Genomic DNA, 26,106 nt, shown 5'->3' on the forward strand with positions numbered 1-26,106 from the left:
CGTAATCCGGGAAGTGATGCCGACTGTAGTGCCCTAACTGCCGCCAAAAGTCATCCCCTTGGGTCACACTGCAGCAGGCTGGTAAAGAACGTGTTACCACGGACGGCAACATCTTGCGGAATCAGGGGCGCCCCCAGCACCCGGCCATGATTTGATACAGCCGTCCGCCCGCGTTACAGGGGGGCGGTCGCCCCATGCAGCCAGCTGCGGGCCGCCTCGTCCAGCAACGGCGACAGCGACTCGCGCACCCGTGCATGATAGGCGTCGACCCAGGCGGCCTCCGCGTCGCTCAGCAGCGACCGCTCGATCACCGACCGGTCGATCGGCACCAGGGTCAGCGGCTCGAACTCCAACATCGGGCGTTCCGCACCGGCCGGTTCGCCTTCCGGCTCCACCGGCCGGACGACGATCAGGTTCTCGATGCGGATGCCATAGGCGCCGGTCTTGTAATAGCCGGGCTCGTTGGACAGGATCATGCCCGGCTGCAATGCCACGGTGTTGCCGACCTTCGACACCCGCTGCGGCCCCTCATGCACCGACAGGAAGCTGCCGACGCCGTGGCCGGTGCCATGGTCATAGTCCAGCCCGGCCTGCCACAGCGGCAGACGCGCCAGCGCGTCCAGCTGCGAGCCCGTCGTGCCCTGCGGGAAGCGGACGGTGGACAGGGCGATGTGCCCCTTCAGCACGCGGGTGAAACGGTCGCGCATCTCCGCCGCCAACGCCGGGTCCAGCTCGCCGACCGCGAGCGTGCGGGTCACGTCGGTGGTGCCGTCCAGATATTGCGCGCCGCTGTCCAGCAGGAACAGGCTTCCCGGCTCCAGCCGCCGGTCGGTCTCCGGCGTGACGCGGTAATGGACGATGGCGCCGTTCGGGCCGGCCCCGGCGATGGTATCGAAGCTGACGCCGCGGAAGCGGTCATTCTCCCGGCGGCAGGCCAGAAGCCGCTCCACCACCGCCAGCTCGGTGAGACTGCCCTTCGGCGCCTCTTCCGAGAACCAGTGCAGGAAGCGGACGAGCGCGGCGCCGTCACGGACATGGGCGGCGCGGGTGCCGGCCAGCTCCGCCGCATTCTTGCAGGCCTTGGGCAGGGCGCAGGGATCGCCGTCGCGCTCCACCCTCGCACCGGCCAGATGCAGGCGGTCGACGATCCAGGCCGAGGTGCAGGACGGGTCGGCCAGCACCCGGGCGGAGCCGCGGGCGATGGCGTCGAGCGCCGGGCCGAATTCCTCCACCGGCCGCACCCGCACCTGATTGCCGAGATGGGCTCTGGTCTGCGGCGCCAGCTTGCGCGGGTCGAGGAACAGTTCTACGGACGCATCGGCGGACAGGATGGCGAAGGACAGCGGCAGCGGCGTGCAGGGCACGTCGGCGCCGCGGATATTCAGCAACCACGCAATGCTGTCCGGCTGGGTCAGCACGGCGGCGGCGATGCCCTTCTGCCCCAATTCGTCGGCCAGCCGCGCCCGCTTGTCGGCGGAGCTTTCGCCGGCGAAGGCGTCGTCCTGCGGCACCACCGGGGTCAGCGGCGCCGGCGGCTGGCCCTGCCACACCGAATCGAGCGGGTTGTCCTCGCAGGCCACCAGCAGGATGCCGGCGCGTTCCAGCGCGGCGCGGGTCTTTTCCACCCAGCCGATGGTGTGCAGCCAGGGATCGAAGCCGAAGCGTCCACCGTCCGGCAGCGCGGCAACGATCCAGTCGGTCAGCGGGTCTTCGACCAGATGCTTGTACTCATACAGGTCGGCCGGCACCTCGCTGCGGACCTGGAGGGTGTAGCGGCCATCGACGAAGATCGCCGCGCGGTCGGCGGCGACCACCGCGTTGCCGGCCGATCCGGTGAAGCCGGTCAGCCAGCCTAGCCGCTGGGCACGCGGAGGCACATATTCGCCTTGATGCTCGTCACCGCGTGGAATGATGAAGCCGTCGAGATCGCGGCGCTTCAGCGCGGCGCGCAAAGCGGCCAGACGCTGGGCCGGGCCGGGTTTGCTTGTCGGTGCCTCGGCGGCCAGCAGCGCTTTCAACGCCTGGAGTTGCTCGGTCAGGGCCGGCGGGAGATTTTCCCCAACCAGAACCGTCCAGGCGGCGGGCTCCTCCCCCTCCGGTGCCGCCAGCACGCCGGCGAGCAGCGCGCGCACATCGGCGGGAGACCGGCCGGTCCCGGCCTCGATCAACAGGGTCGCAAGGGCGTCGTCGCCACGATAGGCAGCGGTGGGAATCGCGCTGGGCACGGAACCTGTTCCTCGGAAGAGTGAATCCTGTGGCCACAGGCTAGGCACCCCGCAGGCGCCGCGCAAGCGGCGGGGGCGGCGGCTATGCCGGTTGGGGTGGGGGATAGAGCCAGGGTGCGAGGTCGGGTGGAGGTCCAACCTCGCAAAGCCCCCCGCACTCCCTCAGGCCGGCAACCCCGCATCGTCCGGCAACCCCAGCCGCGCCAGAACGCGCTTGCGGGCCTCGCCGCGTTCCACGTCGGAGATGTGCAGCAGCCCGCCGATCCGCCGCAGCAGGCTCGATTCGAGGTCGTTCAGCACGCCGTCGGCGTAGGCGACCTCCCACAGCATCTCGATGATCCAGATGCGCTGGCCGGGCGGGCAGCGGTCCATGATGACACTGACGTAGCGATGGTAGGGCGACACGTCCTCGGTGTCGAAAACGGCGGCGGACAGCAGGTCCTGCGCCTCTTCCTCGCTCAGTTTGAAGTGACGGCGGGCGACGGCCATGATGCGGTCGCGCTCCGCCTCGGAGATGGTGTTGTCGGTGCGCGCCGCCTCGACCATCAGGGCGGCGGCGGCGGCCTGCAGGGCGTCCTCGCCCGGCTCGGCGCCGTCGTCGCCTGCGAACAAGGACCGGATGCGGTTCAGCATGGTGGCTCCCCAGAAACGTGTCGGAACATCGTCCCTAGGGGAAGTCGCGTCGCCGCCCTTTGGTTTCAACGCTTCACCACAAGAGTGGTCCATTCCCCGACCGGAATGCGCGCCACCAGCCGCAGGCCCTGGTTCCGGTGGGCCTGGATGACGTGGCGTTCCTGCCGGTTCAGCAGGCCGGCCAGCACGGCATAGCCGCCCTTCTTCAGGTGGCGGCGCAGCTGCGGCGCCATGCGCGACAGCGGGCGGGCCAGGATGTTGGCGGTGATCAGCGTATAGGGCTTGTGCCGCCCGACGATCGGGGTGTGGTATCCGTCGCCGCCCTGGGCCCGGATCATGCGCTTCTGCCCGTTCAGCGCCGCGTTGATGACGGTAACGCGCACCGCCTCCGGGTCGATGTCGACGGCGGTGACCGGGACGCGCCAGCGCTTGGCCACCGCCAGCGCCAGGATGCCGGAGCCGCAGCCCATGTCGAGCGCGCCGCGCCGGCCGCCGCGCGGCAGCTTCAGGTGGCGCGACAGCCGGTCGAGCGCCTGCAGGCAGCCGTTGGTCGAGCCATGCTCCCCCGTGCCGAAGGCGGTGGCGGCGTCGACCAGCAGCGGGATGCTGCCGGCCGGCACGATGCCCTCATGGTGGGAGCCGTGGACGAAGAAGCGCCCGGCGCGAATCGGCGGGAAGCCCTGGTAGCTGTGCGACACCCAGTCGATCGGCGGCAGGTTCTCGATCGCCAGCCGCGGCTCCTCGATCCCCAGCGCCTTTGCCAGCACGGCGACGCGGGATTGCAGCCGCGCCTCGTCCGGGGCGCCGTACAGCGTCGCCTCCACCAGCCAGTTGCCGCCCTCCTCCAGTTCGAAGGTCGACACCGCATCGGCATGGTCCCCCACCGCCTCGGCGAAGGCGGGCGCATGGGCTTCGGGAACGACCAGCGCGATGCGCCAGAGCGGAGTTTGCGACATGACAGGGGCTTTCCGACGACGACGCGAGAACAGAAGCGGCGTTTTTAGCATCAAGCCGGAAAGAGACCAAGGTTTCAGGTTATCGGGAGAATCCTTATTCGCCTGCCCTTATCCCGCCGCCCGCTACCGCCCCGACAGCCGGTCGGCGATGTCGTGCATGCCCTGGGCACGCAGGACCGACTGGCGGTGGCGCAGCAATCGGCGCTCCAGCGCCTTCTCCATCGCCGCCCCGCCGAGCAGCGCGCCGTCCGCCCCCTTCAACCGGTCGGCAAGGTCATGGGTCAGCATCCCGTCCGCCTTGGCGTCGCGGCGGTCGAGCGGCTGGTCGCCGGCGATGCTCTGGCGCAGGCGCTCCAGCAGGACGGTCCGGCTCTGCGGCGCGCGGCCCTGGAGGGCAAGGCGGCAGACCCGGCGCAACGAGCCGGCCATCGGCGCCAGCGCCGGATCGGGCTCGCGGTCGAACAGCCCGTCGGTCAGCACGCAAAGCCCGGCATGCAGGCTGGGCTGTGCGCCCAGCAGTTCCTTCACTGTATCGGCCGATCCCATGATGTCGGCGACCACACCATCCAGCAGGGCGAGATGGCGCGGTTCGGCATCCTCGCCCATCATCGCCAGCAGCAGGTCCAGCTTCCCCGCCAGCGGTCCGCCGGCCTCCAGATGCTGGCACAGCAGGATCAGGAACAACGCGTCATGGCCGGCCGGCCCCACCGCCTCCTCGATGCGGTCGCTGGTGCCGGGCAGGTCGGCGGCATCGAAACGCGGCAGCCGGCGCCGTTCGGCCAGCGCATCGCGGGCGGCGCCGATGACCGCCTCCACCAGCTGGCGCAGTTCGCGGGCGCGGGCGGCATGGGAAACGCCGTGGATATCGGCATGATGGCGGGCGACGGCATGGATGGCGGCGCCCAGCAGTGCCCCTTGCTCCTCGAACCGGCGGAACAGCGGCCAGGAATGCAGCAGTTCGGTCGGGGTGATGCGCTGGGCGTCCAGATAAGGGCGCAGCAGCCGGCCGATCACCACCCGGCTCTCGAATCCGCGCAAATCGTCGGGCGTGCGGCAGAGCGGCGCCCCGTCCGCCGTGCCACCCAGGGTCAGACCCTTGCGCGGGGCCTGCGGGGCGGTCTTGTGCAGGATCACTGTTTCCAGCGACAGGCCGGCGACGGTGCGGAACTTCACCACCTTCGCCTCCTCCACCCCGGAGGCGGCCAGCTGCGAGCGGGCGGCCGACAGCGCCGACTCCTGGTCGGTGTAGGCCCCCTCGATGCGCCAGCGGCCTTCGCGGCGGCTCTGCACCTCGTAACTGACGCTGCCCGTTCCGAACACGGCGGATGGCCTCCGGCTTCTGTTGCACCGCTGCAATCTTGAGCCGCACCGGCCGCCGCGGCTGTGACGGCCGTCACAGTGCGGCAACCCGTCCTGTACGGAGCGGACCGCCCGTCGGATCAGCCCGCGTTCTCGGCGGGCACGCCCCTATTTTCAGCCCGCCTTCTCGGCGGGCACGACGAAGCTGTCCATCACCTTCTTGCTGCCGGAATGATCGAAGTCGATCTCCAGCTTGTCCTCCGACACGGCGACGACGGTGCCGTAGCCGAATTTCTGATGGAAGACCCGCGCGCCCTTGGCGAAGGGAGCATCGGGCCGTGCGCGCGGCGCCACCGCGTAGGCGCCCTGGTCCAGCGTGATCGTCTTCGGCGCCGGCGCCTGCCGGGTGGAGCCGCGGAACTGGAATCCGCCGGCCCCGCCGCCGTACCCCCCTGCTCCGCCGCCAAAACCGCCGCCGAAACTGCCGCGCCCGCCGCTGCCGGCGAACAGGCCGTTGGCGGCCTCGGCCTCCACATTGTCCTGCGGGATTTCCTCGACGAAGCGGGACGGCACGGCGCTGACCCAGTTGCCGTAGAGCCGGCGGTTGGCGGCATGGCTGACATAGGCGCGGCGACGGGCGCGGGTCAGGCCGACATAGGCCAGCCGCCGTTCCTCCTCCAGCCCGGCGATGCCGGTCTCGTCCAGCGCGCGCTGGTTGGGGAACACGCCCTCCTCCCAGCCCGGCAGGAAGACATGGTCGAACTCCAGCCCCTTGGCGCCGTGCAGGGTCATCACCGTGACCTGCTCGATCCCGGCGGCCTCGGCATTCTCCATCACCAGCGCCACATGCTCCAGGAAGCCCGGCAGGTTCTCGAACTCCGCCATGGCGGTGATGAGTTCCTTCAGGTTCTCCAGCCGGCCGGGCGCCTCGGGCGTCTTGTCCTCTTGCCACATGCGGGTGTAGCCGGATTCGTCGAGGATGGTGCGGGCAAGCTCGGTGTGCGGAACCGTCGCCATCAGCGTCCGCCAGCGGAAGAAGTCCTGCAGCAGCCCGCGCAGGGTGGCGCGCAGCTTCGGCTTCAGCTCGTCCGTCTCGGTCAGCGCCCAGCCGGCCTCGGTCAGCGAGATACCCCGCGCGCGGGCGGCAGTGTAGAGGCACTGCATCGCCGCCGGGCCGACTCCGCGCTTGGGCAGGTTGACGATGCGTTCGAAGGCCAGGTCGTCGTCGCCGGAATTGACCACGCGGAAATAGGCCAGCGCGTCGCGGATTTCCTGCCGCTCGTAGAAGCGCGGACCGCCCAGCACCTTGTAGGGCAGGCCGAGCGTGATGAAGCGCTCTTCGAACTCGCGGGTCTGGAAGCCGGCGCGGACCAGCACGGCGATCTGCGACAGAGGCGTGCCCTTGCGCTGGAGCGTCTCGATCTCCTCGCCGACCCAGCGTGCCTCTTCTTCGCCGTCCCACACCGCCTTGACCTTCACCGGCTCGCCGCCGTCCGCCTCGGTCCACAGCGTCTTGCCCAGCCGCCCCTGGTTGTTGGCGATCAGCCCGCTGGCGGCGGCCAGGATATGGCCGGTGGAGCGGTAGTTCTGCTCCAGCTTGACGATGGTGGCACCGGGGAAGTCGGTCTCGAAACGCAGGATGTTGCCGATCTCGGCGCCGCGCCACGCATAGATCGACTGATCCTCGTCACCGACGCAACAGATGTTCTTGTGCGCCTGAGACAGGATGCGCAGCCACAGATACTGCGCGACGTTGGTGTCCTGATACTCGTCCACCAGAACATATTTGAACTTGCGGTGATATTCCGCCAGCACGTCCGGATTGTTCTGGAAGATCGTGATGTTGTGCAGCAGCAGGTCGCCGAAGTCGCAGGCGTTCAGGGTGCGCAGGCGCTCCTGATAGGCGCGGTAGATCGCCACCACCCGGCCGCCGGCCACCTCGCCGCCGTCGGCGTCGCCGAGCCGGTCGGGGGTCAGGCCGCGGTCCTTCCAGCGTTCGATGGCGCCCAGCACCTGACGGGGCGGCCATTTCTTGGAATCGATGTTCGCGGCTTCCAGCAACTGCTTGATCAGGCGAACCTGATCGTCGGTGTCGAGGATGGTGAAGTTCGACTTCAGCCCGACCAGTTCGGCATGACGGCGAAGGATGCGGGCGGCCAGCGCATGGAAGGTGCCGAGCCACCAGCCCTCCGGCTCGATCCCCACCAGATGGGCCACACGCTCGCGCATCTCGCGGGCGGCCTTGTTGGTGAAGGTCACCGCCAGGATCTGGAAGGCGGCGGCGCGGCGCGTCATCAGCAGATGGGCCAGCCGGGTGGTCAGCACCCGCGTCTTGCCGGTACCGGCGCCGGCCAGCACCAGGACCGGTCCGTCCAGAGCCTCCACCGCCGCCCGCTGGGTCGGGTTCAGCCCGTCCAGATAGGCGAAGCGCTGCGCGGCAGCGGGAACGGCTGCGGCAGGAGCGGCGTGGCTCAGCGGATCATCATCAAAAGCGTCTGACATGGCGTCCCGGTCCGGGGATGAACGAATTTCCGCTCAAGCATGCGAATGCTGTCTTGCGGTCAGAACGTATACAGCACAGAGCCGGCCCGCACGACCCCCCGTGAGAGGCGCCCCACCCCTTCGGGAACCGCGCGCCTCGGCGCCCACGCTTATGCCGAACGGCAAGCTATCGAGATGTAGGACTCCAACCAACGGGCGATGACATAGTCCTGATCCACCGGTTCTATCGGCTAGGATAGTCCATCGCTGTTGTAGTTCAGTGTCCCGACGAAGTCACAGGCATCAGGTTAACGATTTCCCCTTTTCTGTCACAGACAGTTATTCCACCTGACCAATGCGAGCTGATTTATGTCCGCATCTTGTCTTATGCAGGCTTACGGCATATGCCCATTGCTCGACGCGAAATTTACCTAAGCGAAATTTTGCGCGGCGCAAATCGGGGGTATCTATGGATCACAACGAGGCACCCCCGAACCCTGAGGGGGAGCGGACCGGACGCAGGAGCGGAAGGTCGGGGATGCCTCCGAAGCGCCAATCGGCGCCACATCGATCCGAACGGAACAAAAGGCGGGCTGAGACCATGGATGCCATCAACGTTTTCCTCATCGACGCCAACAAGCTTTTCCGTGAAGGCATGAAGCGCCTGTTCGAAGGCACGCCCTTCAACGTCGTCGGCGAGGCCGGCAGCCTGCGCGAGGGCCTGTCGGCGCTCAACACCGGCACCAATCCGGACCTGATCCTGATCGACCTGCCGAGCGGCGCCGATGAGGAAGTCGATGCGATGCGCACGCTGCGTGAGAATCACCCGTCGATCAGGATCGTCATCCTGACCAACGACCTGGAAACCCGCCGCCTGTCGGCCGCCCTGGGTGCCGGTGCCGGCGGCTACCTGCTGAAGGACATCGCCTGCGAGGCGCTGATGCAGTCGCTGAAGCTGGTGATGATGGGCGAGAAGGTGTTCCCGACCCATCTGGCCGAACTGCTGGTCAACGGCCGCACCGAGGACATGGGCGCCGAGTTGCCGACCCGCCGCAAGGGGCTGTCGCAGCGCGAGGTGCAGATCCTGCGCTGCCTGCTGAACGGCAACAGCAACAAGATGATCGCCAACCACCTGAACATCACGGAAGCCACCGTGAAGGTTCACCTGAAGAGCCTGCTGCGCAAGATCAACGCCTCCAACCGTACCCAGGCCGCCATCTGGGCGCTGAACAACGGCATCGGCGACCAGACTGCCGAGGCCGGCGTCGCCGCCACCGTCTGATCCTTCCGATCCATCCGACAGCTCTGCCAAAAGGTCTCGCCCGCCTTCCGTCCAGGCCGCCCGCCCCATCCATCCGGGGCAGGCGGTCGGCGGAGCGGAGCGTTGCCTTTTGCAGCGCTTTTCCGTTTCCGGAACCCTGTATTCGGGGTGCGACCCTGCCCCTCGGCCAGGGAAGGGGGTCGGGCATAGAGGAAGCGGTCTAAGACCAAAAGCGAACTACAGCGTCAGAACAGGCGTTCCTATGTGAACGTCCGGGCCGATGACGCCATCCCGGTGTCGGATCGCCGCAACCTTCTGGAAATGCCCGCGATGAACGTGCTGATCGCCGACGATCACCTGCTGTTCCGAGACGGTCTGCGCCGGCTGCTGGCGCAATTCGACGCCGACATGACCTTTTTCGAAGCCAGCACCTATGACGAGGTGCGGGCGCTCTGCGATGGCACCAGACCCTTCGACCTGATCCTGCTCGATCTCGGAATGCCCGGCTGGACCGGTTTCTCGGCGCTGGGCGACATCCATGCCAGCCTGCCGAAGGCGCTTCTGGTGGTGGTGTCCGGGTCGGAGAAGCGCTCCGACCTTCTGGCGGCCCTCGAGAACGGCGCCGCCGGCTATATTCCGAAATCCTCCAGCGCCAAGGTTCTGCTGGGGGCGCTGCAGCTGGTGCTTGCCGGCGGCATCTATCTTCCCGAACAGGCGATCCGCGGCGGCGACCGTGTCGATCAAATTCATGGCGGCCATGGCGCGAACGGCTCGGGTGACACGATGGACGAGTCCACGGCGCTGGCGAGCGGCAACGGCGACCAGCTGACTCCACGCCAGCGCGACGTTCTGGCCCGCCTGCGCGACGGCAAATCCAACAAGCAGATCGCCCATGAGTTGGGGCTGACGGAAGGCACGGTGAAGGTCCACGTCACCGCGATCCTGCGGCATCTCGGCGTCCGCAACCGCACCCAGGCCGCTCTCACCGCCCAGAGTTTGTGACGCCACAGTTTGTGATGGGGAGGACCTGCACCGCACAGGTCCGCTGCCGCCTCTTTTCCTCCTACCGCCGCTCCTCCTACCGCTGGGCGCGCTCCACCGCGGAGACCAGCGCCAGCAGCGCGCCGCGCAGTTCGGCCGCATGGGTCCGGGGGCGGACGGCGGCGGCGTCGGGCACTGCGACGACCGTCAGGGTCCGGCAGCCGGTCAGCCCGTCCTCCAGCCGCGCGAAGAGGCCGGCCGGGTCGCTTCCCTGCATCAGGGTCACCGGCACCCGCACCGCCGGCAATTCGGAAACCAGATCTCCCAGATCGCCGGACAGAACCGCCGGCAGCGCCCATCCGAAACGGGCGGCCAGCGCATTCCAACGGCGGCGCATCGGTGATTCGGCGCCGACATCGTCGACGATCATCACGCCGCCGACCCGCTCGGGGTAATCGAGCGCCGCGGCGATGGCGAGCGGCGCCGTCACCGCCCCCGCCACCAACACCGGCCGGCGTCCGCCGCGCTCCACCAGCAGGGGAGAGAGGATCGCCGCCCCGGCCGACGCCGGCACGGTCAGCCATTCCTGGCCCGTCGGCACATGATCCAGCAGGCGCCACCACGCTCCCTTGCCGGGGTGAAGGAAGATCACCCGTCGTCCGGAAGGATCGCCGGCACGGTCGGCCGTGCGGTCGCCCACCCCGTCCACGGCCCCGTCCACGGCCAAGCCGGTCACCGGAAAGCGGGCGGCATTTGCCCGTCCGGCGCGGACGGTGGAAGGCTGGGTGTGAAAGAACACGGTCGCGGTCCCCGGTGCTGGCGTTCCGCGATGGGACTGTCCCATCGCCGAAGCCAACCCTAACGAAGCGGAACCCAAGTCGTCCCGTACGATAAATCGGGCAGAAACCTTAAAACGGCCCCAAAAGGCGACCTGCCCGCAAAAGGTTTCAGCCGCCGCCGAAACACGACAAAAGCAAAGCAAATTCCAAGACTTGCCGGCTTGTCCCGACCAGAGGCCGACGGCCGGCAAGGCAATCGGTCAATGCAGGGTCACCTCCTCGCCCTCGCCGTCCGGTGCCACCGCCAGCGGGCGGCGCAGTTCGCCGGCCAGGCTGCGCCATTCCGGCGCCCCACCCAGCTGTTGCAGCAACTGTGCGGTGAAGGCAAAGACCGCATGTTCCAGAGGCCCGTTGTCCTCGGCATGGGCATTCACGGTCAGGCAGGATTCCGCGGCGCTTTCGAAGATGGCGGCCGCGGCGCTGGCGCCCGGTCCGGGGGCCGGCAAAGGGATGGCCTGCGGCTTCTCCCCGCTCACGCGCAGGCGTGACAGGTTGTCGGCCAGCAACCGGGTGCGGATGGCGTTGTCGACCGCGGCGGCCATGGTGTAGCCGGCCTCCTCCTCGACGGTGGCGCGCAGGATGCGCAGACCGGCGATCAGCCCGCGGACCACGTCCCCGTTGCCGCCGCGCTTGGCCGCCGCCGCGACGGCGGTGCCGAGGATGGCAGCGACCACCGGCGAGAGCGATTCGCCGTCGCCCGGGACGTTCGGCGCATCGGCGCCGGAGTCGGTGTTCAAAGCCTCGTTCATGCGGCCTCCGATCCGTGTAAACCGGAAACGGGCGGCCCGTCGGCGATGCTGCCGACGAAGGACCCGTCCGGATGCGTCGTCATGATGCCTGTACCGGATCTGTGGACCGAACGGATACGGTTCAAGGCATGGATGGCATACACCACCCCCTCTTTCGCGCCGCCGGACGGGGTGCCCCGTCTTTGGGGTAGCCGAAGTCCGAAAATGACAGGGTCCAAAAGGCTACGGTCCGAAAGGCCCGCCTCTAGGCGCGCGGTGCGACCGTCCCCACATCTGCGGCGAAAGGGAGGGTTTCGTGTCATGTCTCTGCTCAGTCTTCTCCTCAATGTGCTGTGGTTGTTCACGGGCGGCATCTGGATGGCGCTGGGCTGGTTGCTGGCCGGGGTTCTGATGGCGTTGTCCATCGTCGGCCTGCCCTGGGCCCGGTCCGCCCTGACCATCGCCCATTACACCCTGCTCCCCTTTGGGCAAACCGCCGTGCGCCGTGATGAGTTCCGCGGGCGCGAAGACATGGGCACCGGCGCCTTGGGCTTCATCGGCAATATCGTCTGGTTCGTGCTGGCCGGCTGGTGGCTGGCGCTCGGCCATCTGATCTCGGCGGTCGGCCTCGCCATCACCATCATCGGCCTGCCCTTTGCCTGGGCGCATCTGAAGCTTGCGCTGCTGGCGCTCTGGCCGATCGGAACCGAGATCGTGCCGTCGGACGATGCCGGCCGGCGGGTGGCCGGACGGTTCTGATCCCGCCCCCCGCGGCATTTCCGACAATTTGAGAAAACCTTCGCGACGGCGCGCAGGACTCCGGCCCCCTCCAGCGTACTGCCTCTTGTGAGGCTATCCGTTGGAGAGTGCCATGTCGGTATCCATGGTGAGTTCGTCGGCCGTCGGCCAGACCTATCAGCGGCCGCAAGGGCCGGGGAAGGAGATCCGGGAGGGGATCGACAGCCTGAAGAAGGCGGTGGAGTCCGGCGACATGACCGCCGTCCAGTCCGCCTACGAGTCGCTTTCGAAGCTGCAGTCCGACAAGCAGGGCGGCAGCACCACCTCCACCAGTTCGACCACCAGCGCCGGCAGTGGCAAGGACCCGTTGTCGAAGCTGCTGTCCAGCGTGGGAGAGGCGCTGGAGAGCGGCGACATCAGCCAGGTTCAGCAGGCGATGGCCAAGAGCGGTCCGCCCAGCGGCGGTCCGGGCGGTGCCGGCGGCCCCGGTGGTGGCCCGGGCGGAGCGGGTGGTCCGCCGCCGGATGGCCCTCCGCCGGGCGAGGGCGGCGGCTCTGACGAATTGCGCAGCACGGTCGGCAGCCTCGCCCAGTCCCTGCAGTCCGGTGACGTGTCGGGAGCGCAGGAGTCGCTGTCGGCGCTGTCCGATATGCTGAAGAACGCCGCCGACAGCGACAGCGGCAGCGAGGACGACAGCAGCTCCACCGACTTCCTGGGGACCCTGAAGAAGAACCTCAACAGCCTGAGCAGCTCGCTCAGCTCCGGCGACATCTCCGGCGCACAGTCGCTGTTCGCCAGCCTGACGCCGCGCGGGTCTCAGGGCGTCGACATCACCGCCTGACTGGCCGGGGGCGCGCCGGTCCCGCCTTCACGACGGGATCGGTGCGGTCAGGAAGGCGGCGGCGGTTTCCATCCCCTTCGCCGCCCCGCCTTCCTGCCCGGCCTTTTCCCGCGCCTTCATCGCCTTCAGCATGACCGAGGCGCGCCAGAAGCCAAGCCCGGCGCCATCGACGAAATGCACATGACGGTCGGCCGTCACGTCGCCGACCAGGCAGGTGACCGTGGTGGCGTCGGCCCGCGCGGTGCCGTAGCGGATCGAGCCGGCCTGGGCCGCCTGGTTCAGCAGCCTTTCGATCGCGTCCGCCTCCCCCTCCGTCACGTCCAGCACCAGCCGCGGCCCGCCGGCCGATTTGCGGAAATCGGTGCGCTCCGCCATGTGGCGGCGGTAGCGCTGCGGATCGAAGCCGCCGAGCGTCAGCCCCAGTCTCAGCAGCAGGACCAGCAGCCCCGACCCGGCCAGGGCCTTGCCCACCCGCCGGATGCGCGTGCCCAAACCGGCGCCGTCCCGGCCGCCGCGCGCCTCCATCAGCAAGGAGCGCCAATCCGGCGGCCAGCGCGCCTCCAGCCGCTCCCCCGCTCCCAGCGGGGCTGCGCCGGCGGTGGGCACGATGGCTTCGATGGCGCGCTGGACGCGGGCCAGTTCCAGCAGCCCGGCCGCGCCCGGATCGACCGCATCGACGATCACGCACAGCACGGTTCCGCGCCGCGGCGGCACAGGGTTCCAGCGGCAGGACACCGACTCCAGCCCCGGCAACGGCCCTTCCTTCTGCGGCAGGCGCCAGCGCGCCTCCTCCTTCACCCAGGCGTCGGCGGCCACCACCCCGGCGCCCAGGAACAGGCCGAAGCTGTTGCCATTGCCGACATCCTGCAGGGCGGCCATCACCTCCAGCCCCTGGTCGAGCAGAGCCCGCACCGGCACCAGCCCGACGCGCAGCGGCACGTCCATCACCTCCGCCGACCAGTGGGCGAGCGCCGAAAGCGCAGCCCGCGCCGCATCCTCCCGCCCCGGCGGCACGGCGGCGATGGCGCCGTCGCCGCCGAACTGGCAGGCCACCGGCTCCTGCCCGACCCGCAGCGCGTCGGACAGAACGGCGACCACCCCGGCCGCGACGAAATTCACGTCTCGGTGACGGCCTTGTCCGGCCAATTGCGTGCTGCCGGTGACATCGGCGACCGCCAGCGACCATCCGCCGTCCAGCGCCGCATAGCGTCGTGGGTCCGACGCCTCGGCGGCGAAATCGCGGATCACCGGCAACAGCGGCATGGCGGACCCTCCCCACGGGGCAGCGACAAGGCGAAGATCGACCGTAGCACGGCCGCGATCTCTGCGGCAGGGTGGTGGAACCCTGAAAGCCGCAAGACATCGACGTCGGAGCGGATCCAGAATACGGAAATTACCGTGCCGTAACCGATGCTTACGTCATTAACCGTTGTTAAAGGATATGGCGCCGAAACTGTCGGAATATGTCGGTACGGTTTCAAGCCTTCGAAACGAGGGGATGTCGCTCTTCATGTCTTGGCTGTCGAGATTTTCCGGAGGCAACAAGGAACCGGCTGGCACGAAAGCCGCCGCGGAACCGCGTAGAGAGCGCCCGTCCACCCTGCCCAAGATCGTGATCGACCACCACGAATATGTGCCGGAGGAGTTCGTTCTCGGCTCCTTCCGCATCCGTCCCTATGACGGCGACCTGATCGCCAAGCAGAAGTTCGACTTCCGCCTGCAGTTCGACCTCGGCGGCGATCCGGTGGACGTGTCCTGCATCGGAATGGTGGTGAAGCTGACCGCGGAGGCCGGCCTCGTCGCCCGCTACCAGTCGCCGCAGCCCTTCTACGAACGCAAGCTGGTCGACTACATGAAGGCCCTGAAGGGCCTGTAAGCGCGCAAACCTGCCCGAAGATGGTGGTGCCGCGCGCCGGCTGCCACTATATCTATGGGCATGCCGATCCGTCTGCTCCCCGAAACACTGGTCAACCGCATCGCCGCCGGCGAGGTGGTCGAACGTCCCGCCGCCGCCGTCAAGGAGCTGGTGGAAAACGCCATCGATGCCGGCGCCACCCGCATCGACGTGGTGGCGCGCGACGGCGGCAAATCGCTGATCGCCGTCACCGACGACGGCTGCGGCATGACAGCCGACGAGTTGGTTCTGGCGGTCGAACGCCATGCCACCTCCAAGCTGCCGGGCGACGATCTTCTCGACATCCGCTCGCTTGGTTTCCGGGGGGAGGCGCTGCCCTCCATCGGCGCCGTCAGCTGCCTGACCATCACCAGCCGCGCCCGCGGCGCCGACAGCGCCTGGAGCCTGACGGTGGATGCCGGCGCCAAGGGGTCGCCGCAGCCGGCGGCTCTGGCCCAGGGCACGCGGATCGAGGTGCGCGACCTGTTCGCCGCGGTGCCGGCCCGGCTGAAGTTCCTGAAGGCGTCGCGCACCGAATACGACCACATCGCCGACTGCCTGGAACGGCTGGCGATGGCCCATCCCGGCGTCGCCTTCACCCTCAGCGACGGCGGGCGCGGCGGCCTGCGGCTGAGCGCGGCGCAGGGCGATCTGCTGGACGCCCGGCTGACCCGGCTGGGCGCCCTGATGGGCCGCGATTTCCAGGAGAATGCCGTCCCGGTGACGGCGCAGCGCGAGGGTGTGTCGCTGGCCGGCTGGATCGGCCTGCCCACCCTGCACCGCCCGACCGCCAAGCACCAGCACCTGTTCGTCAACGGCCGCCCGGTGCGCGACAAGCTGATGGTCGGCGCCGTGCGCGCCGCCTATGCCGATTTCCTGCCGCGCGACCGCCACCCGATGCTGGCGCTGTTCCTCGACATCGACCCGCAGGAGGTCGACGTGAACGTCCACCCGGCCAAGGCGGAGGTGCGCTTCCGCGACCAGGGTCTGGTGCGCGGCCTGATCGTCGGATCGCTGAAACACGCGCTCGCCGAAGCCGGCCACCGCGCTTCCACCACCGTTGGCCTCGCCACGCTGGGCGCCCTACGGCCGGAGCAGTCGGGCGATGTCGGGACCGACGGCGGCTTCACCCCCTCCCCCCTGCCCTACGGCCGCTCCGGCGGCGGTTCGGGCGGGGGTTGGGGCGGTTCCTACACCCCGACCGCCGTGCCGCGCGGTCTGGCGGAGCGCTCCGCCGCCTTCCAGGCGCCGACCCAGACGGGGTTGCCGCCCCTGCAAGGCCGCCTCAGCGGTTTCGGCAACGGTTTCGCCCCCGGCGCCCGCCCGCCGGAATACCGCGTCCCCGACCCGTCGGCGCAGAGGGCCGAGCCGCCGCCCGACAGCCACCCGCTCGGCGCGGCGCGGGCGCAGGTCCACACCACCTACATCGTGGCGCAGACCCGCGAAGGAATCGTCATCGTCGACCAGCACGCCGCCCATGAACGGCTGGTCTATGAACGGATGAAGGCCGCCCTGCTGGAAGGCGGCGTGAAGCGTCAGGCCCTGCTGATCCCCGAACTGATCGAGCTGGACGAACCCTCCGCCAACCGCCTGCTGGCCCGCAGCGCCGAACTGGCCGAACTGGGTCTGGTGATCGAGGGCTTCGGCCACGGCTGCGTCATGGTGCGCGAGGTTCCGGCCCTGCTCGGCCAGTCCGACGTGAAGAACCTGATCCGCGACCTTGCCGAGGAACTGTCCGAACTGGGCGACGCCCTCTCCCTGAAGGAGCGCCTGGAGGAGGTCTGCGCGACGATGGCCTGCCACGGCAGCGTCCGCGCCGGCCGCACGCTGAGCGTCGACGAGATGAACGCCCTGCTGCGGCAGATGGAAGCGACTCCGCACAGCGGGCAATGCAATCACGGGCGGCCGACGTATGTGGAGTTGAAGCTGGCGGATATTGAGAGGTTGTTTGGGCGGAGGTAGGGGTGCACGTAAACATATGATATCTCTGAAATTACGCTTTCAGGCAGCATACAACCAGCTCAGAAAGCGAGTCCCACAAAGACATCAAATGCTCTGGCGAAGGCGCGAAGTTTGGAGAGTGAATGTAACGGTTTAGCGTATCGGCCGACAGCAATTGCTCATAATTTTGAAACTTATTAATCATTTCCATATACTTTCTGTCTATTTTCCCCTTATCTTTTAGGCTAGACGCAACTTTTACAACTCTTTTAGCTAAATTATCGCCGTCATAAACGGGAATCCCAGTTCTTTTCACATAACTGTCAATCGTTAATTCCAAAAGAACGCGAAAAAGCACAGAAATGGCGTTGGAGTGCCTGGGGAATTCAAGATCGAATTGAAGCTCCTCCCAAATTTTATGGTGGCGCTGCAAATCACCTGACCACATTATTCCGTATTCTTTATTAGGGATAAGCGTCTTCCTTTGAGATTTCCTAATCGCAACCACAGGCTTTCTTAATTGTGCGGCAGGATCTTTTCTGCCAATGACAACGGTAGAATTCCTACTCTCTGCTCCATCGCCGGCATTTGCGCCTTCTATATTTGGGAGAATACCTTCACGTTCCAGCCGATCAAGATAGGACCTCTTCCCTCTTTCATCCCAAATCCCACCCAACACCAAATTTTTACCTGATAGATCATTAGCAATCCTGAAAAGCGCTTTCAGAGTAGCATTCTCATCACGCGTGAAGGAGAATCTTCCTTTTTTTACGGTAAAGCCAACCCTATTTCTAAAGGTCTCCGCAGACAGCAAACGATTCATATTAGTACGAGGTATTTTATTGTCTGGAAGCATACCCGCCTCCTGTAGTCTTTTTTCAATTTCGTCAGCAACATTTAATCCGACATTCCTGCCAGTTCGAGAAATGAAATTATCTCTCATTCGCCCATCCCAGCGAGATCTACCTACTCCCTTCTGTGTACCAGTGTGCCTTCGATAGATAATCTCATCAATTTTGTCCCGATCATCTTCAACTTGACACTCAACCTCCCTCAAAAAATCTTCAGAGCAGATCTCCTTCAGAGAAAAGAAAAACTCCTGCAGACTCTTATCAGGAGCTTTAACAGGCTCTTTAATTAACTTAAGGCATGTGATGCGCCGGTTACCATCAAAAACTATGAATTTTTCTTTATACGGAAAGACAAGAGGAAGCTCAAAGAGCCCTTCCTCTTGCGCAATGTCTTTGGCGAGATTTTTCATATGGATCTTATTTTCCATAAACAGCCAAGCAATGGCGGCCGCTTCACTTTCAAGCTCTCCGTGGCGATCATTCGCCTGATTCACAAGCAGCCTATCAAGGAAAATCTTCTTAATCATTATGCTCACCAACGAAGTTGCTATCCTATTCTACCATGGGGGTTGCGAAAATCTATATTCACTCTCTGAAAAAAGCGCGCCCTTGGCAAAATGCATTCTATCATAAGAAAATCAACGCTTCCTTTAAAATTTATTGATATAGTTTCTATTGTGTTGCTTATTGCTATTCAGAGCATCATCATCTTAAAATCCTTATATAACTGATGCCAATTTCCAAGAAAAAGCTGCGACTAGGTACTCGGTACGGAAAATGAGTTAAATAAAAGGATCGGCAGTGTCGTGCTGGCGGATCAAGTAAAAAGCCTCGACCGTCGCATCCGCCAACTTGACCCAACCGGCTCGGTGCCCAAGGCGGTGCTCCAGCAGGTGCTTGCGAAATTGGCGCCCCTGCTGTTGCTCCGCCTCTGGCCCTACCCCTCAGTATCCCACCGTGAACCGCTTGCGCTCATGCTTCGGCGTCTCGATCTCGTCGGACAGCGCCACGGCGAAGTCCTCGTAGCTGATCCAACTGCGCCCCGAGCCGTCCACCAGCAGCGCGTCCTCACCCAGCCGGAACTTGCCCGTGCGCTCGCCCAACACGAATTCGGCGGACGGCGACAGGAAGGTCCAGTTCAACGCCGGCTCGGCCTTCAGGCGGTCGAGGAACTCGGTGCCTTTGGTGGCCTCGGCCTTGTAGATCTCGGGGAATTCCGGCAGGTCGAGCACGCGCACGCCCGGCGCCACCTCCAGGCTGCCGGCGCCGCCGACCACCAGATAGCGCGGCACGCCGGACCGCTTCACCGCGCCGATCAGGCTGTCGGCATCGCCCATCAGGAACATCACGGCGCTGACCACCGCGTCATGGCCGGCCAGCAGCGGGGCGAGCGTCGCGGCGTCGTTGGCATCGCCCGCCTTCACGGTCAGGCCGGGGGCGGCGGCGACCTTGGCGGGGTCGCGGACGATAGCGGTCACGCTATGGCCGCGGCGCAGCAGTTCGGCCTGGATGCGGCTGCCGGCACGGCCGGCGGCGCCGATGATGGCGATGTTCATGACGGGTGTCCTCTCACTAGGTTTCTAATAGTGACTTGATGGCTGTTTGGAAATCTGGTGTAAAGAAGGCACCTTTTCGTGACATGGTCACCCGCACGTAACCGCCGGGGCCGTTTTTCCTGGGAGTGGATGCCGATGGACAACACCCTGCTGGGCCTGGGCGGCAAGCGGCCGTCGGAGGTGGATGAACTCCCGGATGCCTATGCCTCGGCCTGTCCGACACGGCAGGCGCTGGACCGGATCGCCGACAAATGGACGGTGCTGATCCTGGGATTGCTGGAAGGCGGACCGATGCGCTTCAACCAGCTCCGCCGCGAGATCGAGGGCATCTCGCAGAAGATGCTGTCGCAGACCCTGAAAAGCCTGGAGCGCGACGGGCTGGTCAGCCGCAAGGTCTTCGCCACCGTGCCGGTCACCGTCGAATATTCCATCACGCCGTTGGGCGCGACGCTGGCCGAAACGCTGGTGCCCCTGCGGGTGTGGGCCGAGACCCACATCGCACAGATGCTTAACGCCCGCGCCGCCTATGACCGCAGCGAGGAGGATGGACCGGCCCGGCTGGACGTCGCCTAGACAGGACCGCCCCTAGACAGGACCGCGCCTAAACGTCTTCCCCAGGTTTCTTGTCCGACTCCGTCCGGCGCAGCAGGTAATCCAGCCCGCCGACCCGGAACCAGCGATAGCCATAGGCTTCCATCACCAGACAGTGGCGGCCCTCGGCGTCGGGTTCGCTGTGGTCCTCCGACAGCAGGTTGACCAGCCGGCAGGATTCTCCATGGCCGTCCACGTCCAGGACGACCTCGCAGGGCTTGTCCGACAGGTTGTGCAGCACGACGACGCCGTTGTTGCGCCAGTCATAGCGCAACGCCAGAACTTCCGGCCGGCCGGTCTTGAGGATGCGGAAGTCGCCCCAGCCGATCTCCGGGCACTCCTTGCGCATGCGGATGATGCGCTCGGTCCAGTTCAGCAGCGATTCCGGATCGCGGCGCTGGATCGCGGCGTTGATCCGCTCGTACCCGAAGACGCCGCCGCTGATCGCCCGCGCTTCCGGAGTGTCGGACTTGGTGAAGCCGCCATGCGGCTCGTCAGACCATTGCATCGGCGTGCGGGCGCACTCGCGTTCGGGCAGAGACAGGTCGTCGCCCATGCCGATCTCGTCGCCATAGCGGATGACCGGCGTCCCCGGCAGGGTGAACATCAGGCTGTAGGCCAGTTCGATCCGCCGCCGGTCGTCGTGCAGCATCGGCGCCAGCCGCCGCCGGATGCCACGGTCATAAAGCTGCATGGATTTCTCAGGCCCGAAGGCGGCGAACACCGCCTGGCGCTGCTCTTCGGTCAACCGGCCGAGGTCGAGTTCGTCGTGGTTGCGCAGGAAGCAGCCCCATTGCGCGGTGGCCGGACGCGGCTTGGTGACTTCCAACGCCTTGGCCAGCGGCCCGGTGTCGGCGGCGGCCAGCGCATAGAACAGGTGCTGGTTGACCTGGAAATTGAACATCATGTGGCAGCGGTCGCCGTCCTCGCCGAAATATTCCAGGTCGTCTTCCGGCAGGATGTTGGCCTCCGCCAGCAGCACGGCGTCGCCGCGCCGCCACTGCACGAATTCGCGGAAACTGCGCAGCATGCCGAACTGCTCCTTCGGCTTGGAGATGTCCGCCCCCTTTTCCGCGATGATGAAGGGCACGGCATCCATCCGGAACCCTGCGACGCCCAGTTGGATCCAGAATCCCATGATCTTCAGCAGTTCGGCGTGCAACTCCGGGTGCGAGGTGTTCAGGTCGGGCTGGAATTTGTAGAAGCGATGGAAATACCAGGCCTTGGCCTCGCGGTCATAGCTCCAGGTCGATTTCTGCACGCCGGGAAAGACCATGCCCTTGTCGGCATTCTCCGGCTTCTTGTCCGACCAGACGTACCAGTCGCGATATTTGCTGTCGGGATCGCTGCGGGCCTGCTGAAACCACGGATGCTGGTCGGAGGTGTGGTTGATGACCAGATCGATGATGACGCGGATGCCGCGCTGTTCGCAGGCGTGGGTGAATTCCACGAAGTCGCCCAGCGTGCCGTAGCGCGGATCGACAGTGTAGTAATCGGCGACGTCATACCCGCCGTCCTTCATCGGCGAGGTCTGGAACGGCCCCAGCCACAGGCAGGTCACCCCCAGCCCGTGCAGATAATCCAACCGGCGCAGCAGCCCCTGGAAATCGCCGATGCCGTCGGCATTGGCGTCCATGAAGGTCGACAGCGACAGATTGTAGATGACCGCGTTCTTGTACCAAAGGTCCCGGATCATGGCCGCTCCATCCCTTTTGCCGATCCCCGGCCCGAAACGGGGCCGACAGGCGGGCAACAGCGGCGGGGCCGGTTTGGTTGCGGGGGACGATCGGACTTTGGCGGCAAGCCCCCCTGCGGCAAAGTTGCAGGTCAGGCATCCGGCATCTGGCATGCAAAACTTTTTGCGATGGCATGCCAGTTTGCTTATGTTGCGGCACAGCATGACTTGGCCGTCACCGTGGGCAATCGTCGTCCGCGGGGGAGGTCGTTTGCGGTCATGCGCTGTTGTTCCTGTCGACGCCCTCCCCTCCCCGATAAGGACGTTTTCGCCATGATCGAGACCCAGGCCCTTCTGTTCCTCGCGCTGACCGGCATGATCGGCCACGCCGTCTACATGGCCAGCGGCCGCGGCGGCTTCACCGTGATCGAGCCCGAGAAGGACGAGGCCGAGGAAGAGCCGGGCATCCTGTTCTCGTCCGAGCGGTTCCAGCAGGCCGCCCGGAATGAGACCAAGTCCGACAAGGCGAAGGACCGTCCCTTCTGGATCGAATGACGAAACGGGCCGGAGCGACTTGCGCATCCCCGGCCCGCTTGCGTCAGTCGGCGTCCTGTACGGAGCCCCCCGACCGTTCCCTTACCCGTTGGCGGTGCCGGCGGCGGCCCCGACCGGGACGGAATGTCCGGTTTCACCCTGCTCCGCCCGACGCGCCATTTCGGCGTTGCGGGCATGGTGGCGGGCCAGCATCGGCTTCAAGACCAGCAGCGCACAGGCCGCCGCGGTCAGGTCCATGGTGGCGGTGACGTACAGCACGGTCGCCCAGGTGCCGGTGGCCTCCATCAGCAGGTTGCCCATCGGCACCAGCAGAGCCGCGACACCCTTGGCGCAGTACAGGACGCCGTAGATCTTGCCGGCATGCTTGGTGCCGAAGGTGTCGGCCGAGGTGGCGCTGAACAGGCTGTACACTTCGCCCCAGGCCAGGAAGACCATGCCGCTGAGGATCAGGAACATCATCGGGTCGTGGCCGAAGCGGCTCAGCATGATGATGCCGACGCCTTCCAGCGTGAAGGCGACGAACATGGTCGCCTCACGGCCGATGTGATCCGAAATGAAGCCGAACAGCGGGCGCGAGATGCCGTTCATCACGCGGTCCAGCATCAGGGCGAAGGGCAGAGCGGCCATGGTCAGGCCGAGGACGCTGACCGGGGTTTCCTTCACGCCCAGATCGTGGGCGATGACGCCCAGCTGGGCCACCGCCATCAGGCCGCCGGTGACGGTGCCGATGAACATCGCCCACATCACCCAGAACACCGGGGTGCGGATCGCCTCGCCCAGCGTGTAGTCGCGGCGGGTCTGCGCGACCTTGGTGGAGGCCTTGACCTGCTCCTTCTGCGGCATGCGCAGGAACAGCGAGGCGGCGATGATGAGGGCGCCCTGCAGCAGGCCGAACCAGAAGAAGGTGGTCTGATAACCGCTGCTGTGGATCATCGCCGAGATCGGCAGGATGGTCAGCGCCGAACCGGCACCATAGCCGCCCGCCGTCAGGCCGACCGCCAGACCGCGCTTTTCCGGGAACCACTTCAGTGCGTTGTTGACGCAGGTGGCGTAGACGCAACCGACGCCGATGCCGCCGATGGCCGAGCCGACATACAGCATTCCGAGCGAGCCGGCATAGCTGTCGACGACCCAGGACAGGCCGGTGAAGAAGCCGCCGGCGGCGACGATCACGCGGGGGCCGTATTTGTCGATGAAATAACCCTCGATCGGCGTCAGCCACGTCTGCACGACGACGAAGATGGTGAAGGCGGTCTGGATCGACGCGCGAGTCCAGCCATGGGTCGCCTGGATTTCCGGGACGAACAGCGTCCAGGCGTACTGGATGTTGGCGGCCGCCACCATGCAGACGATGCCGACGACGATCTGCGTCCAGCGGACCGCGTCGGACACCGGCGGCGCCGATGCCGCCGGTTGTGAATTCATATGAGCCATCGTGCCTCCCGATTAACTTGCCTGAGCCGGCGGCGCGGCCCCTCTCCCGGGGACCGGCGCGCCAATCACGATTGCGGAATGACCCGGACGGACCGCTCTTGTTGACGGTTCCTTTCCGGAACTCGGCGCGGATGCCGACAATCGCTCGGAGTTCGATTGTCCCGATTTAGGAATGCCAGATATGTAATCTGGTATGCCAAAACCGGGGACAAAAAGACACCGACGGACGGATCGACGCCGTAGGCATACATACAGACAAAGTAAAAGCTACAACTCGTGTCGCGCAGGATGCCCGGTCCACACCGGTTCTTGTGTCGGATCACCTGCTTTGACGTAGGTTCTGCAAAAAGAAGCCGTGCCGGTACCTGCACGGCCCCCTCGAACGAGGGTGTGCAGTCTTAGGAGATAGATAGATGCCGCCGTTTCCATAAGGAACCGCATCGGCGACACATGATCTTTTGCTCGGATTGTTTTGGAACTCAACAGTCCGTTTCGTCTTTCCGCATGATGGAAAAACACAGGCAGCAGCCTTGGAACCCAAGGGATGCGTCACCACGAGCCTATGGCCATGGTCGGCAAAAAATGAAACTCGGGGGTATTGAAACAGCGGACCGGCAACCCCGGGGATGGGGCGGCGGCGTCCGTCCCTGCGGTCAGGCCGGGTGGCGGACCGTCAGAAAGGCGACGCGGGTGTCGCCATAGCGGCGTTCATCGACCGCCGTAAAACCGTTGGGAAGAGGCAAGGGGTCGCGATCGGCAACCTCAACCACCGCGAGCGCGCCGTCGGCCAGCCAGCCGGCGCGCAGCAACCCCTCCAGCGCACGCGGCGCCAGCCCCTGGCCATAGGGCGGGTCGAGGAAGGCCAGCATGCAGGCGCGGGACGCCGGGGGTGGCTTGGTGGCATCGGCGCGCAGGATTTGGGCGCTCGCCGCTTCGCGCAGCGCCTCGACATTGGCGCGCACGGCGTCCAGCGCCGGCCAGCCCATGTCGAGGAAGCCGCACCAGGACGCCCCGCGCGACAGGGCTTCCAGCCCCAGCGCGCCGGTGCCACAGAAAGCGTCGACGACCGCGACGCCCTCGAACTCGGGCGCCCAGTCGGCATGGGCCAGGATGTTGAAGATGGCTTGCCGGGTGCGGTCGGTGGTGGGACGGGTGTCGCGCCCGCCCGGCGCCACCAGACTGCGGCCGCGGTGCTTACCGCCGACGATCCGCACGCGGGCGCTCCGTCCGTCCGCCGGCACCGCCACCGGACCTGTCGCCGCCACCCTTCGGCCCGCCCCGCGGCGCCGGGCCGGCACCCTTCGGGCCGCTCCCCTTCGGGCCAGCGGACTTGGATCCGGCAGATTTGAGCCCGGCAGGTTTGGGGCCTGCCGCCTTGGACTCGGCCGCCTTGAAACCCGGAGCCTTGCCGTCCCTGGGCTTGGCGTCCCTCGGCTTGGCATCCCGCGAACGGGCACCTTCGGAGCGCGGGGACTCGGACCGGGCCGCGTCGGGCCGCCGGGCGTCGGACCGGGTGCCATCCGGCTTGCCGGGACGGCCCGGCTTGGCCGCCGCACCACCGCCGAGAGACAGGGTGCCGCGGGTCGATGCGCCACGCCGGGCCGGCTTCGCCTCTTCGGTGCGGGCGGCTTCGGCCTCATGCCGCTTGGTGGCGGAGCGCGGCGCGCGCTTCGGAGCGGTCTTGGCGTCCGTCTTGGCGTCCGCCTTCGCATCCGTCTTGCCGGTCGCACGGCCGCCGGAAGCCGCCTTCGCCGGAGCGGCCTTCACCGCCGCATCGGCTCTCGCCTTGGCGCGCTGCTTGGTCCCGGATTCTGCCGGCTCCGCCCCTTCCGGCGTGCCGAAGAAGGGGGCGATCTGTTCGCGGACGACGCGCTTCGGCACCTCCTCGACGGCGCCCTCCTCCAGCTTGCCGAGCTGGAAAGGACCATAGGCGACGCGGATCAGCCGGTTCACCTGGAGCCCCAGCGACTCCATGACCTTGCGGATCTCGCGGTTCTTGCCTTCCTTGAGGCTGACGGTCAGCCAGGCATTGCGACCTTGGATGCGGTCCAGCGCGGCCTCGATCGGGCCGTACTTCACGCCTTCGATGGTCGGCCCCTTCTCCAGCGCCGCCAGTTGCCTCTCGTCCACCTCGCCGAAGACGCGCACGCGGTAGCGGCGGGTCCAGCCAGTGGCCGGCAGTTCCAGGAAGCGGGCCAGCTCGCCGTCGTTGGTCAGCAGCAGCAGCCCCTCGGTCGTCAAATCGAGACGGCCGATGGAGACCACGCGCGGCAGTTCGGGCGGCAGGCGATCGAAGACGGTTTCGCGCCCCTTTTCGTCGCGGGCGGTGGTGACCAGCCCCGACGGCTTGTGATAGCGCCACAGACGGGCCGGCTCCGGTTCCGGAATGACCTTGCCGTCGACCTGCACGATGTCGCCGGAGCGGACCACGCAGGCGGGGCTGTCGAGCACGCGGCTGTTGACCGCGACGCGGCCCTCGGCGATCCAGCGTTCGGCGTCGCGGCGCGAGCAGAGCCCGGCGCGCGCCAGTCGCTTGGCGATGCGTTCGCCGCCGTCGGCAGCGGAGCCGGCGGCAGAGGTGGCGGATTTGGATTTCTTGGCGGTATCGGAGCGGTCCATGGCCGGAC

The 26,106-nt window shown here is 66.5% G+C and carries 22 protein-coding genes; 8 read left to right on the plus strand and 14 right to left on the minus strand.

Going from position 1 to position 26,106, the window contains the following annotated elements:
* Positions 1 to 173: 173 nt before the first annotated feature.
* The 5 genes from FZ029_RS01650 to FZ029_RS01670 form a co-directional block, all read right to left on the minus strand.
* Positions 174 to 2,225, minus strand: a complete 2,052-nt coding sequence (locus FZ029_RS01650; RefSeq protein WP_149267759.1) for an aminopeptidase P family protein — start codon at positions 2,223 to 2,225, stop codon at positions 174 to 176.
* 162 nt (positions 2,226 to 2,387) lie between these two features.
* Entirely contained in the window at positions 2,388 to 2,858 is a 471-nt protein-coding gene (locus FZ029_RS01655; RefSeq protein WP_149198289.1) for a TerB family tellurite resistance protein, read from the minus strand.
* Positions 2,859 to 2,923: 65 nt separating this feature from the next.
* A complete protein-coding gene (locus tag FZ029_RS01660; protein ID WP_149267760.1) occupies positions 2,924 to 3,814 on the minus strand; it encodes a 50S ribosomal protein L11 methyltransferase in 891 nt (296 codons plus the stop codon).
* A gap of 123 nt (positions 3,815 to 3,937) precedes the next feature.
* Complete coding sequence (locus tag FZ029_RS01665; protein WP_149267761.1) at positions 3,938 to 5,134, minus strand: hypothetical protein; 1,197 nt, start codon at positions 5,132 to 5,134, stop codon at positions 3,938 to 3,940.
* 153 nt (positions 5,135 to 5,287) lie between these two features.
* Positions 5,288 to 7,615, minus strand: a complete 2,328-nt coding sequence (locus FZ029_RS01670; protein WP_149267762.1) for a UvrD-helicase domain-containing protein — start codon at positions 7,613 to 7,615, stop codon at positions 5,288 to 5,290.
* Between the two features lie 580 nt (positions 7,616 to 8,195).
* Between FZ029_RS01670 and FZ029_RS01675 the strand changes: the two genes are divergently transcribed.
* Both FZ029_RS01675 and FZ029_RS01680 read left to right on the plus strand, forming a co-directional pair.
* The gene (locus FZ029_RS01675; protein ID WP_149198285.1) at positions 8,196 to 8,876 is read left to right on the plus strand and encodes a response regulator transcription factor; all 681 of its coding nucleotides are present in this window, start codon (positions 8,196 to 8,198) and stop codon (positions 8,874 to 8,876) included.
* Positions 8,877 to 9,185: 309 nt separating this feature from the next.
* Positions 9,186 to 9,857 carry a response regulator transcription factor gene (locus tag FZ029_RS01680; RefSeq protein WP_149267911.1) on the plus strand — a complete coding sequence of 224 codons (672 nt, stop codon included), beginning with the start codon at positions 9,186 to 9,188 and terminating at the stop codon, positions 9,855 to 9,857.
* 76 nt (positions 9,858 to 9,933) lie between these two features.
* Here the strand turns inward: FZ029_RS01680 and FZ029_RS01685 are convergent, their stop codons facing one another.
* Both FZ029_RS01685 and FZ029_RS01690 read right to left on the minus strand, forming a co-directional pair.
* Complete coding sequence (locus FZ029_RS01685) at positions 9,934 to 10,635, minus strand: alpha/beta hydrolase (RefSeq protein ID WP_149198284.1); 702 nt, start codon at positions 10,633 to 10,635, stop codon at positions 9,934 to 9,936.
* Positions 10,636 to 10,875: 240 nt separating this feature from the next.
* Entirely contained in the window at positions 10,876 to 11,424 is a 549-nt protein-coding gene (locus FZ029_RS01690; protein WP_149267763.1) for a hypothetical protein, read from the minus strand.
* 300 nt (positions 11,425 to 11,724) lie between these two features.
* Here FZ029_RS01690 and FZ029_RS01695 point away from each other — a divergent pair, with 300 nt between their 5' ends.
* The gene (locus FZ029_RS01695) at positions 11,725 to 12,162 is read left to right on the plus strand and encodes a YccF domain-containing protein (RefSeq protein WP_149267764.1); all 438 of its coding nucleotides are present in this window, start codon (positions 11,725 to 11,727) and stop codon (positions 12,160 to 12,162) included.
* A gap of 112 nt (positions 12,163 to 12,274) precedes the next feature.
* Positions 12,275 to 12,982, plus strand: a complete 708-nt coding sequence (locus tag FZ029_RS01700) for a hypothetical protein (protein WP_149267765.1) — start codon at positions 12,275 to 12,277, stop codon at positions 12,980 to 12,982.
* A gap of 27 nt (positions 12,983 to 13,009) precedes the next feature.
* On the opposite strand, the gene FZ029_RS01705 is transcribed toward FZ029_RS01700, so the two are convergent.
* Positions 13,010 to 14,245 carry a DUF3095 family protein gene (locus tag FZ029_RS01705; RefSeq protein WP_149198280.1) on the minus strand — a complete coding sequence of 412 codons (1,236 nt, stop codon included), beginning with the start codon at positions 14,243 to 14,245 and terminating at the stop codon, positions 13,010 to 13,012.
* Between the two features lie 247 nt (positions 14,246 to 14,492).
* On the opposite strand from FZ029_RS01705, the gene FZ029_RS01710 reads away from it, so the two are divergent.
* Together FZ029_RS01710 and mutL are read left to right on the plus strand one after the other, a co-directional pair.
* Positions 14,493 to 14,858: a hypothetical protein gene (locus FZ029_RS01710; protein ID WP_149267766.1), complete on the plus strand. Its 366-nt coding sequence runs from the start codon at positions 14,493 to 14,495 to the stop codon at positions 14,856 to 14,858.
* 60 nt (positions 14,859 to 14,918) lie between these two features.
* A complete protein-coding gene (mutL, locus tag FZ029_RS01715; protein WP_149267767.1) occupies positions 14,919 to 16,838 on the plus strand; it encodes a DNA mismatch repair endonuclease MutL in 1,920 nt (639 codons plus the stop codon).
* Between the two features lie 31 nt (positions 16,839 to 16,869).
* On the opposite strand, the gene FZ029_RS01720 is transcribed toward mutL, so the two are convergent.
* Positions 16,870 to 18,195 (minus strand): hypothetical protein, encoded by a 1,326-nt coding sequence (locus FZ029_RS01720; RefSeq protein ID WP_211104087.1) that lies wholly within the window; start codon positions 18,193 to 18,195, stop codon positions 16,870 to 16,872.
* Between the two features lie 417 nt (positions 18,196 to 18,612).
* Positions 18,613 to 19,224, minus strand: a complete 612-nt coding sequence (locus FZ029_RS01725; protein ID WP_149267768.1) for an NAD(P)-dependent oxidoreductase — start codon at positions 19,222 to 19,224, stop codon at positions 18,613 to 18,615.
* A 135-nt stretch (positions 19,225 to 19,359) separates the two neighbouring features.
* On the opposite strand from FZ029_RS01725, the gene FZ029_RS01730 reads away from it, so the two are divergent.
* Positions 19,360 to 19,797 carry a helix-turn-helix domain-containing protein gene (locus tag FZ029_RS01730; protein ID WP_149267769.1) on the plus strand — a complete coding sequence of 146 codons (438 nt, stop codon included), beginning with the start codon at positions 19,360 to 19,362 and terminating at the stop codon, positions 19,795 to 19,797.
* A 28-nt stretch (positions 19,798 to 19,825) separates the two neighbouring features.
* Here FZ029_RS01730 and FZ029_RS01735 read toward each other — a convergent pair whose 3' ends face one another.
* Positions 19,826 to 21,511 carry an alpha-amylase family protein gene (locus FZ029_RS01735; protein ID WP_149267770.1) on the minus strand — a complete coding sequence of 562 codons (1,686 nt, stop codon included), beginning with the start codon at positions 21,509 to 21,511 and terminating at the stop codon, positions 19,826 to 19,828.
* A 312-nt stretch (positions 21,512 to 21,823) separates the two neighbouring features.
* Here FZ029_RS01735 and FZ029_RS01740 point away from each other — a divergent pair, with 312 nt between their 5' ends.
* Positions 21,824 to 22,045, plus strand: a complete 222-nt coding sequence (locus tag FZ029_RS01740) for a hypothetical protein (protein ID WP_149267771.1) — start codon at positions 21,824 to 21,826, stop codon at positions 22,043 to 22,045.
* Between the two features lie 81 nt (positions 22,046 to 22,126).
* On the opposite strand, the gene oxlT is transcribed toward FZ029_RS01740, so the two are convergent.
* From oxlT to FZ029_RS01755, 3 genes are all read right to left on the minus strand, one after another.
* Complete coding sequence (gene oxlT, locus FZ029_RS01745; protein ID WP_149267772.1) at positions 22,127 to 23,470, minus strand: oxalate/formate MFS antiporter; 1,344 nt, start codon at positions 23,468 to 23,470, stop codon at positions 22,127 to 22,129.
* A 662-nt stretch (positions 23,471 to 24,132) separates the two neighbouring features.
* Positions 24,133 to 24,693, minus strand: coding sequence for a 16S rRNA (guanine(966)-N(2))-methyltransferase RsmD (gene rsmD / locus FZ029_RS01750; protein ID WP_149267773.1), 561 nt, complete (start codon positions 24,691 to 24,693; stop codon positions 24,133 to 24,135).
* The gene (locus FZ029_RS01755; protein ID WP_149267774.1) at positions 24,674 to 26,098 is read right to left on the minus strand and encodes a pseudouridine synthase; all 1,425 of its coding nucleotides are present in this window, start codon (positions 26,096 to 26,098) and stop codon (positions 24,674 to 24,676) included. The genes rsmD and FZ029_RS01755 overlap by 20 nt, the downstream gene beginning before the upstream one ends.
* Positions 26,099 to 26,106 lie beyond the last annotated feature (8 nt).

The sequence above is a fragment of the Azospirillum sp. Sh1 genome (genome assembly GCF_008365135.1).
Lineage (GTDB): Bacteria > Pseudomonadota > Alphaproteobacteria > Azospirillales > Azospirillaceae > Azospirillum > Azospirillum oryzae.

Bases quoted from the DNA above. Each gene is read 5' to 3' on its own strand.
- FZ029_RS01755 (WP_149267774.1), bottom strand. From the start codon at position 26,098: ATGGACCGCTCCGATACCGCCAAGAAATCCAAATCCGCCACCTCTGCC.
- FZ029_RS01725 (WP_149267768.1), bottom strand. From the start codon at position 19,224: ATGAACATCGCCATCATCGGCGCCGCCGGCCGTGCCGGCAGCCGCATC.
- FZ029_RS01690 (WP_149267763.1), bottom strand. From the start codon at position 11,424: ATGAACGAGGCTTTGAACACCGACTCCGGCGCCGATGCGCCGAACGTC.
- FZ029_RS01660 (WP_149267760.1), bottom strand. From the start codon at position 3,814: ATGTCGCAAACTCCGCTCTGGCGCATCGCGCTGGTCGTTCCCGAAGCC.
- FZ029_RS01670 (WP_149267762.1), bottom strand. From the start codon at position 7,615: ATGTCAGACGCTTTTGATGATGATCCGCTGAGCCACGCCGCTCCTGCC.
- FZ029_RS01675 (WP_149198285.1), top strand. From the start codon at position 8,196: ATGGATGCCATCAACGTTTTCCTCATCGACGCCAACAAGCTTTTCCGT.
- FZ029_RS01730 (WP_149267769.1), top strand. From the start codon at position 19,360: ATGGACAACACCCTGCTGGGCCTGGGCGGCAAGCGGCCGTCGGAGGTG.
- FZ029_RS01705 (WP_149198280.1), bottom strand. From the start codon at position 14,245: ATGCCGCTGTTGCCGGTGATCCGCGATTTCGCCGCCGAGGCGTCGGAC.
- FZ029_RS01655 (WP_149198289.1), bottom strand. From the start codon at position 2,858: ATGCTGAACCGCATCCGGTCCTTGTTCGCAGGCGACGACGGCGCCGAG.
- FZ029_RS01695 (WP_149267764.1), top strand. From the start codon at position 11,725: ATGTCTCTGCTCAGTCTTCTCCTCAATGTGCTGTGGTTGTTCACGGGC.
- oxlT (WP_149267772.1), bottom strand. From the start codon at position 23,470: ATGAATTCACAACCGGCGGCATCGGCGCCGCCGGTGTCCGACGCGGTC.
- FZ029_RS01720 (WP_211104087.1), bottom strand. From the start codon at position 18,195: ATGATTAAGAAGATTTTCCTTGATAGGCTGCTTGTGAATCAGGCGAAT.
- FZ029_RS01735 (WP_149267770.1), bottom strand. From the start codon at position 21,511: ATGATCCGGGACCTTTGGTACAAGAACGCGGTCATCTACAATCTGTCG.
- FZ029_RS01740 (WP_149267771.1), top strand. From the start codon at position 21,824: ATGATCGAGACCCAGGCCCTTCTGTTCCTCGCGCTGACCGGCATGATC.
- FZ029_RS01680 (WP_149267911.1), top strand. From the start codon at position 9,186: ATGAACGTGCTGATCGCCGACGATCACCTGCTGTTCCGAGACGGTCTG.
- FZ029_RS01700 (WP_149267765.1), top strand. From the start codon at position 12,275: ATGTCGGTATCCATGGTGAGTTCGTCGGCCGTCGGCCAGACCTATCAG.
- mutL (WP_149267767.1), top strand. From the start codon at position 14,919: ATGCCGATCCGTCTGCTCCCCGAAACACTGGTCAACCGCATCGCCGCC.
- FZ029_RS01710 (WP_149267766.1), top strand. From the start codon at position 14,493: ATGTCTTGGCTGTCGAGATTTTCCGGAGGCAACAAGGAACCGGCTGGC.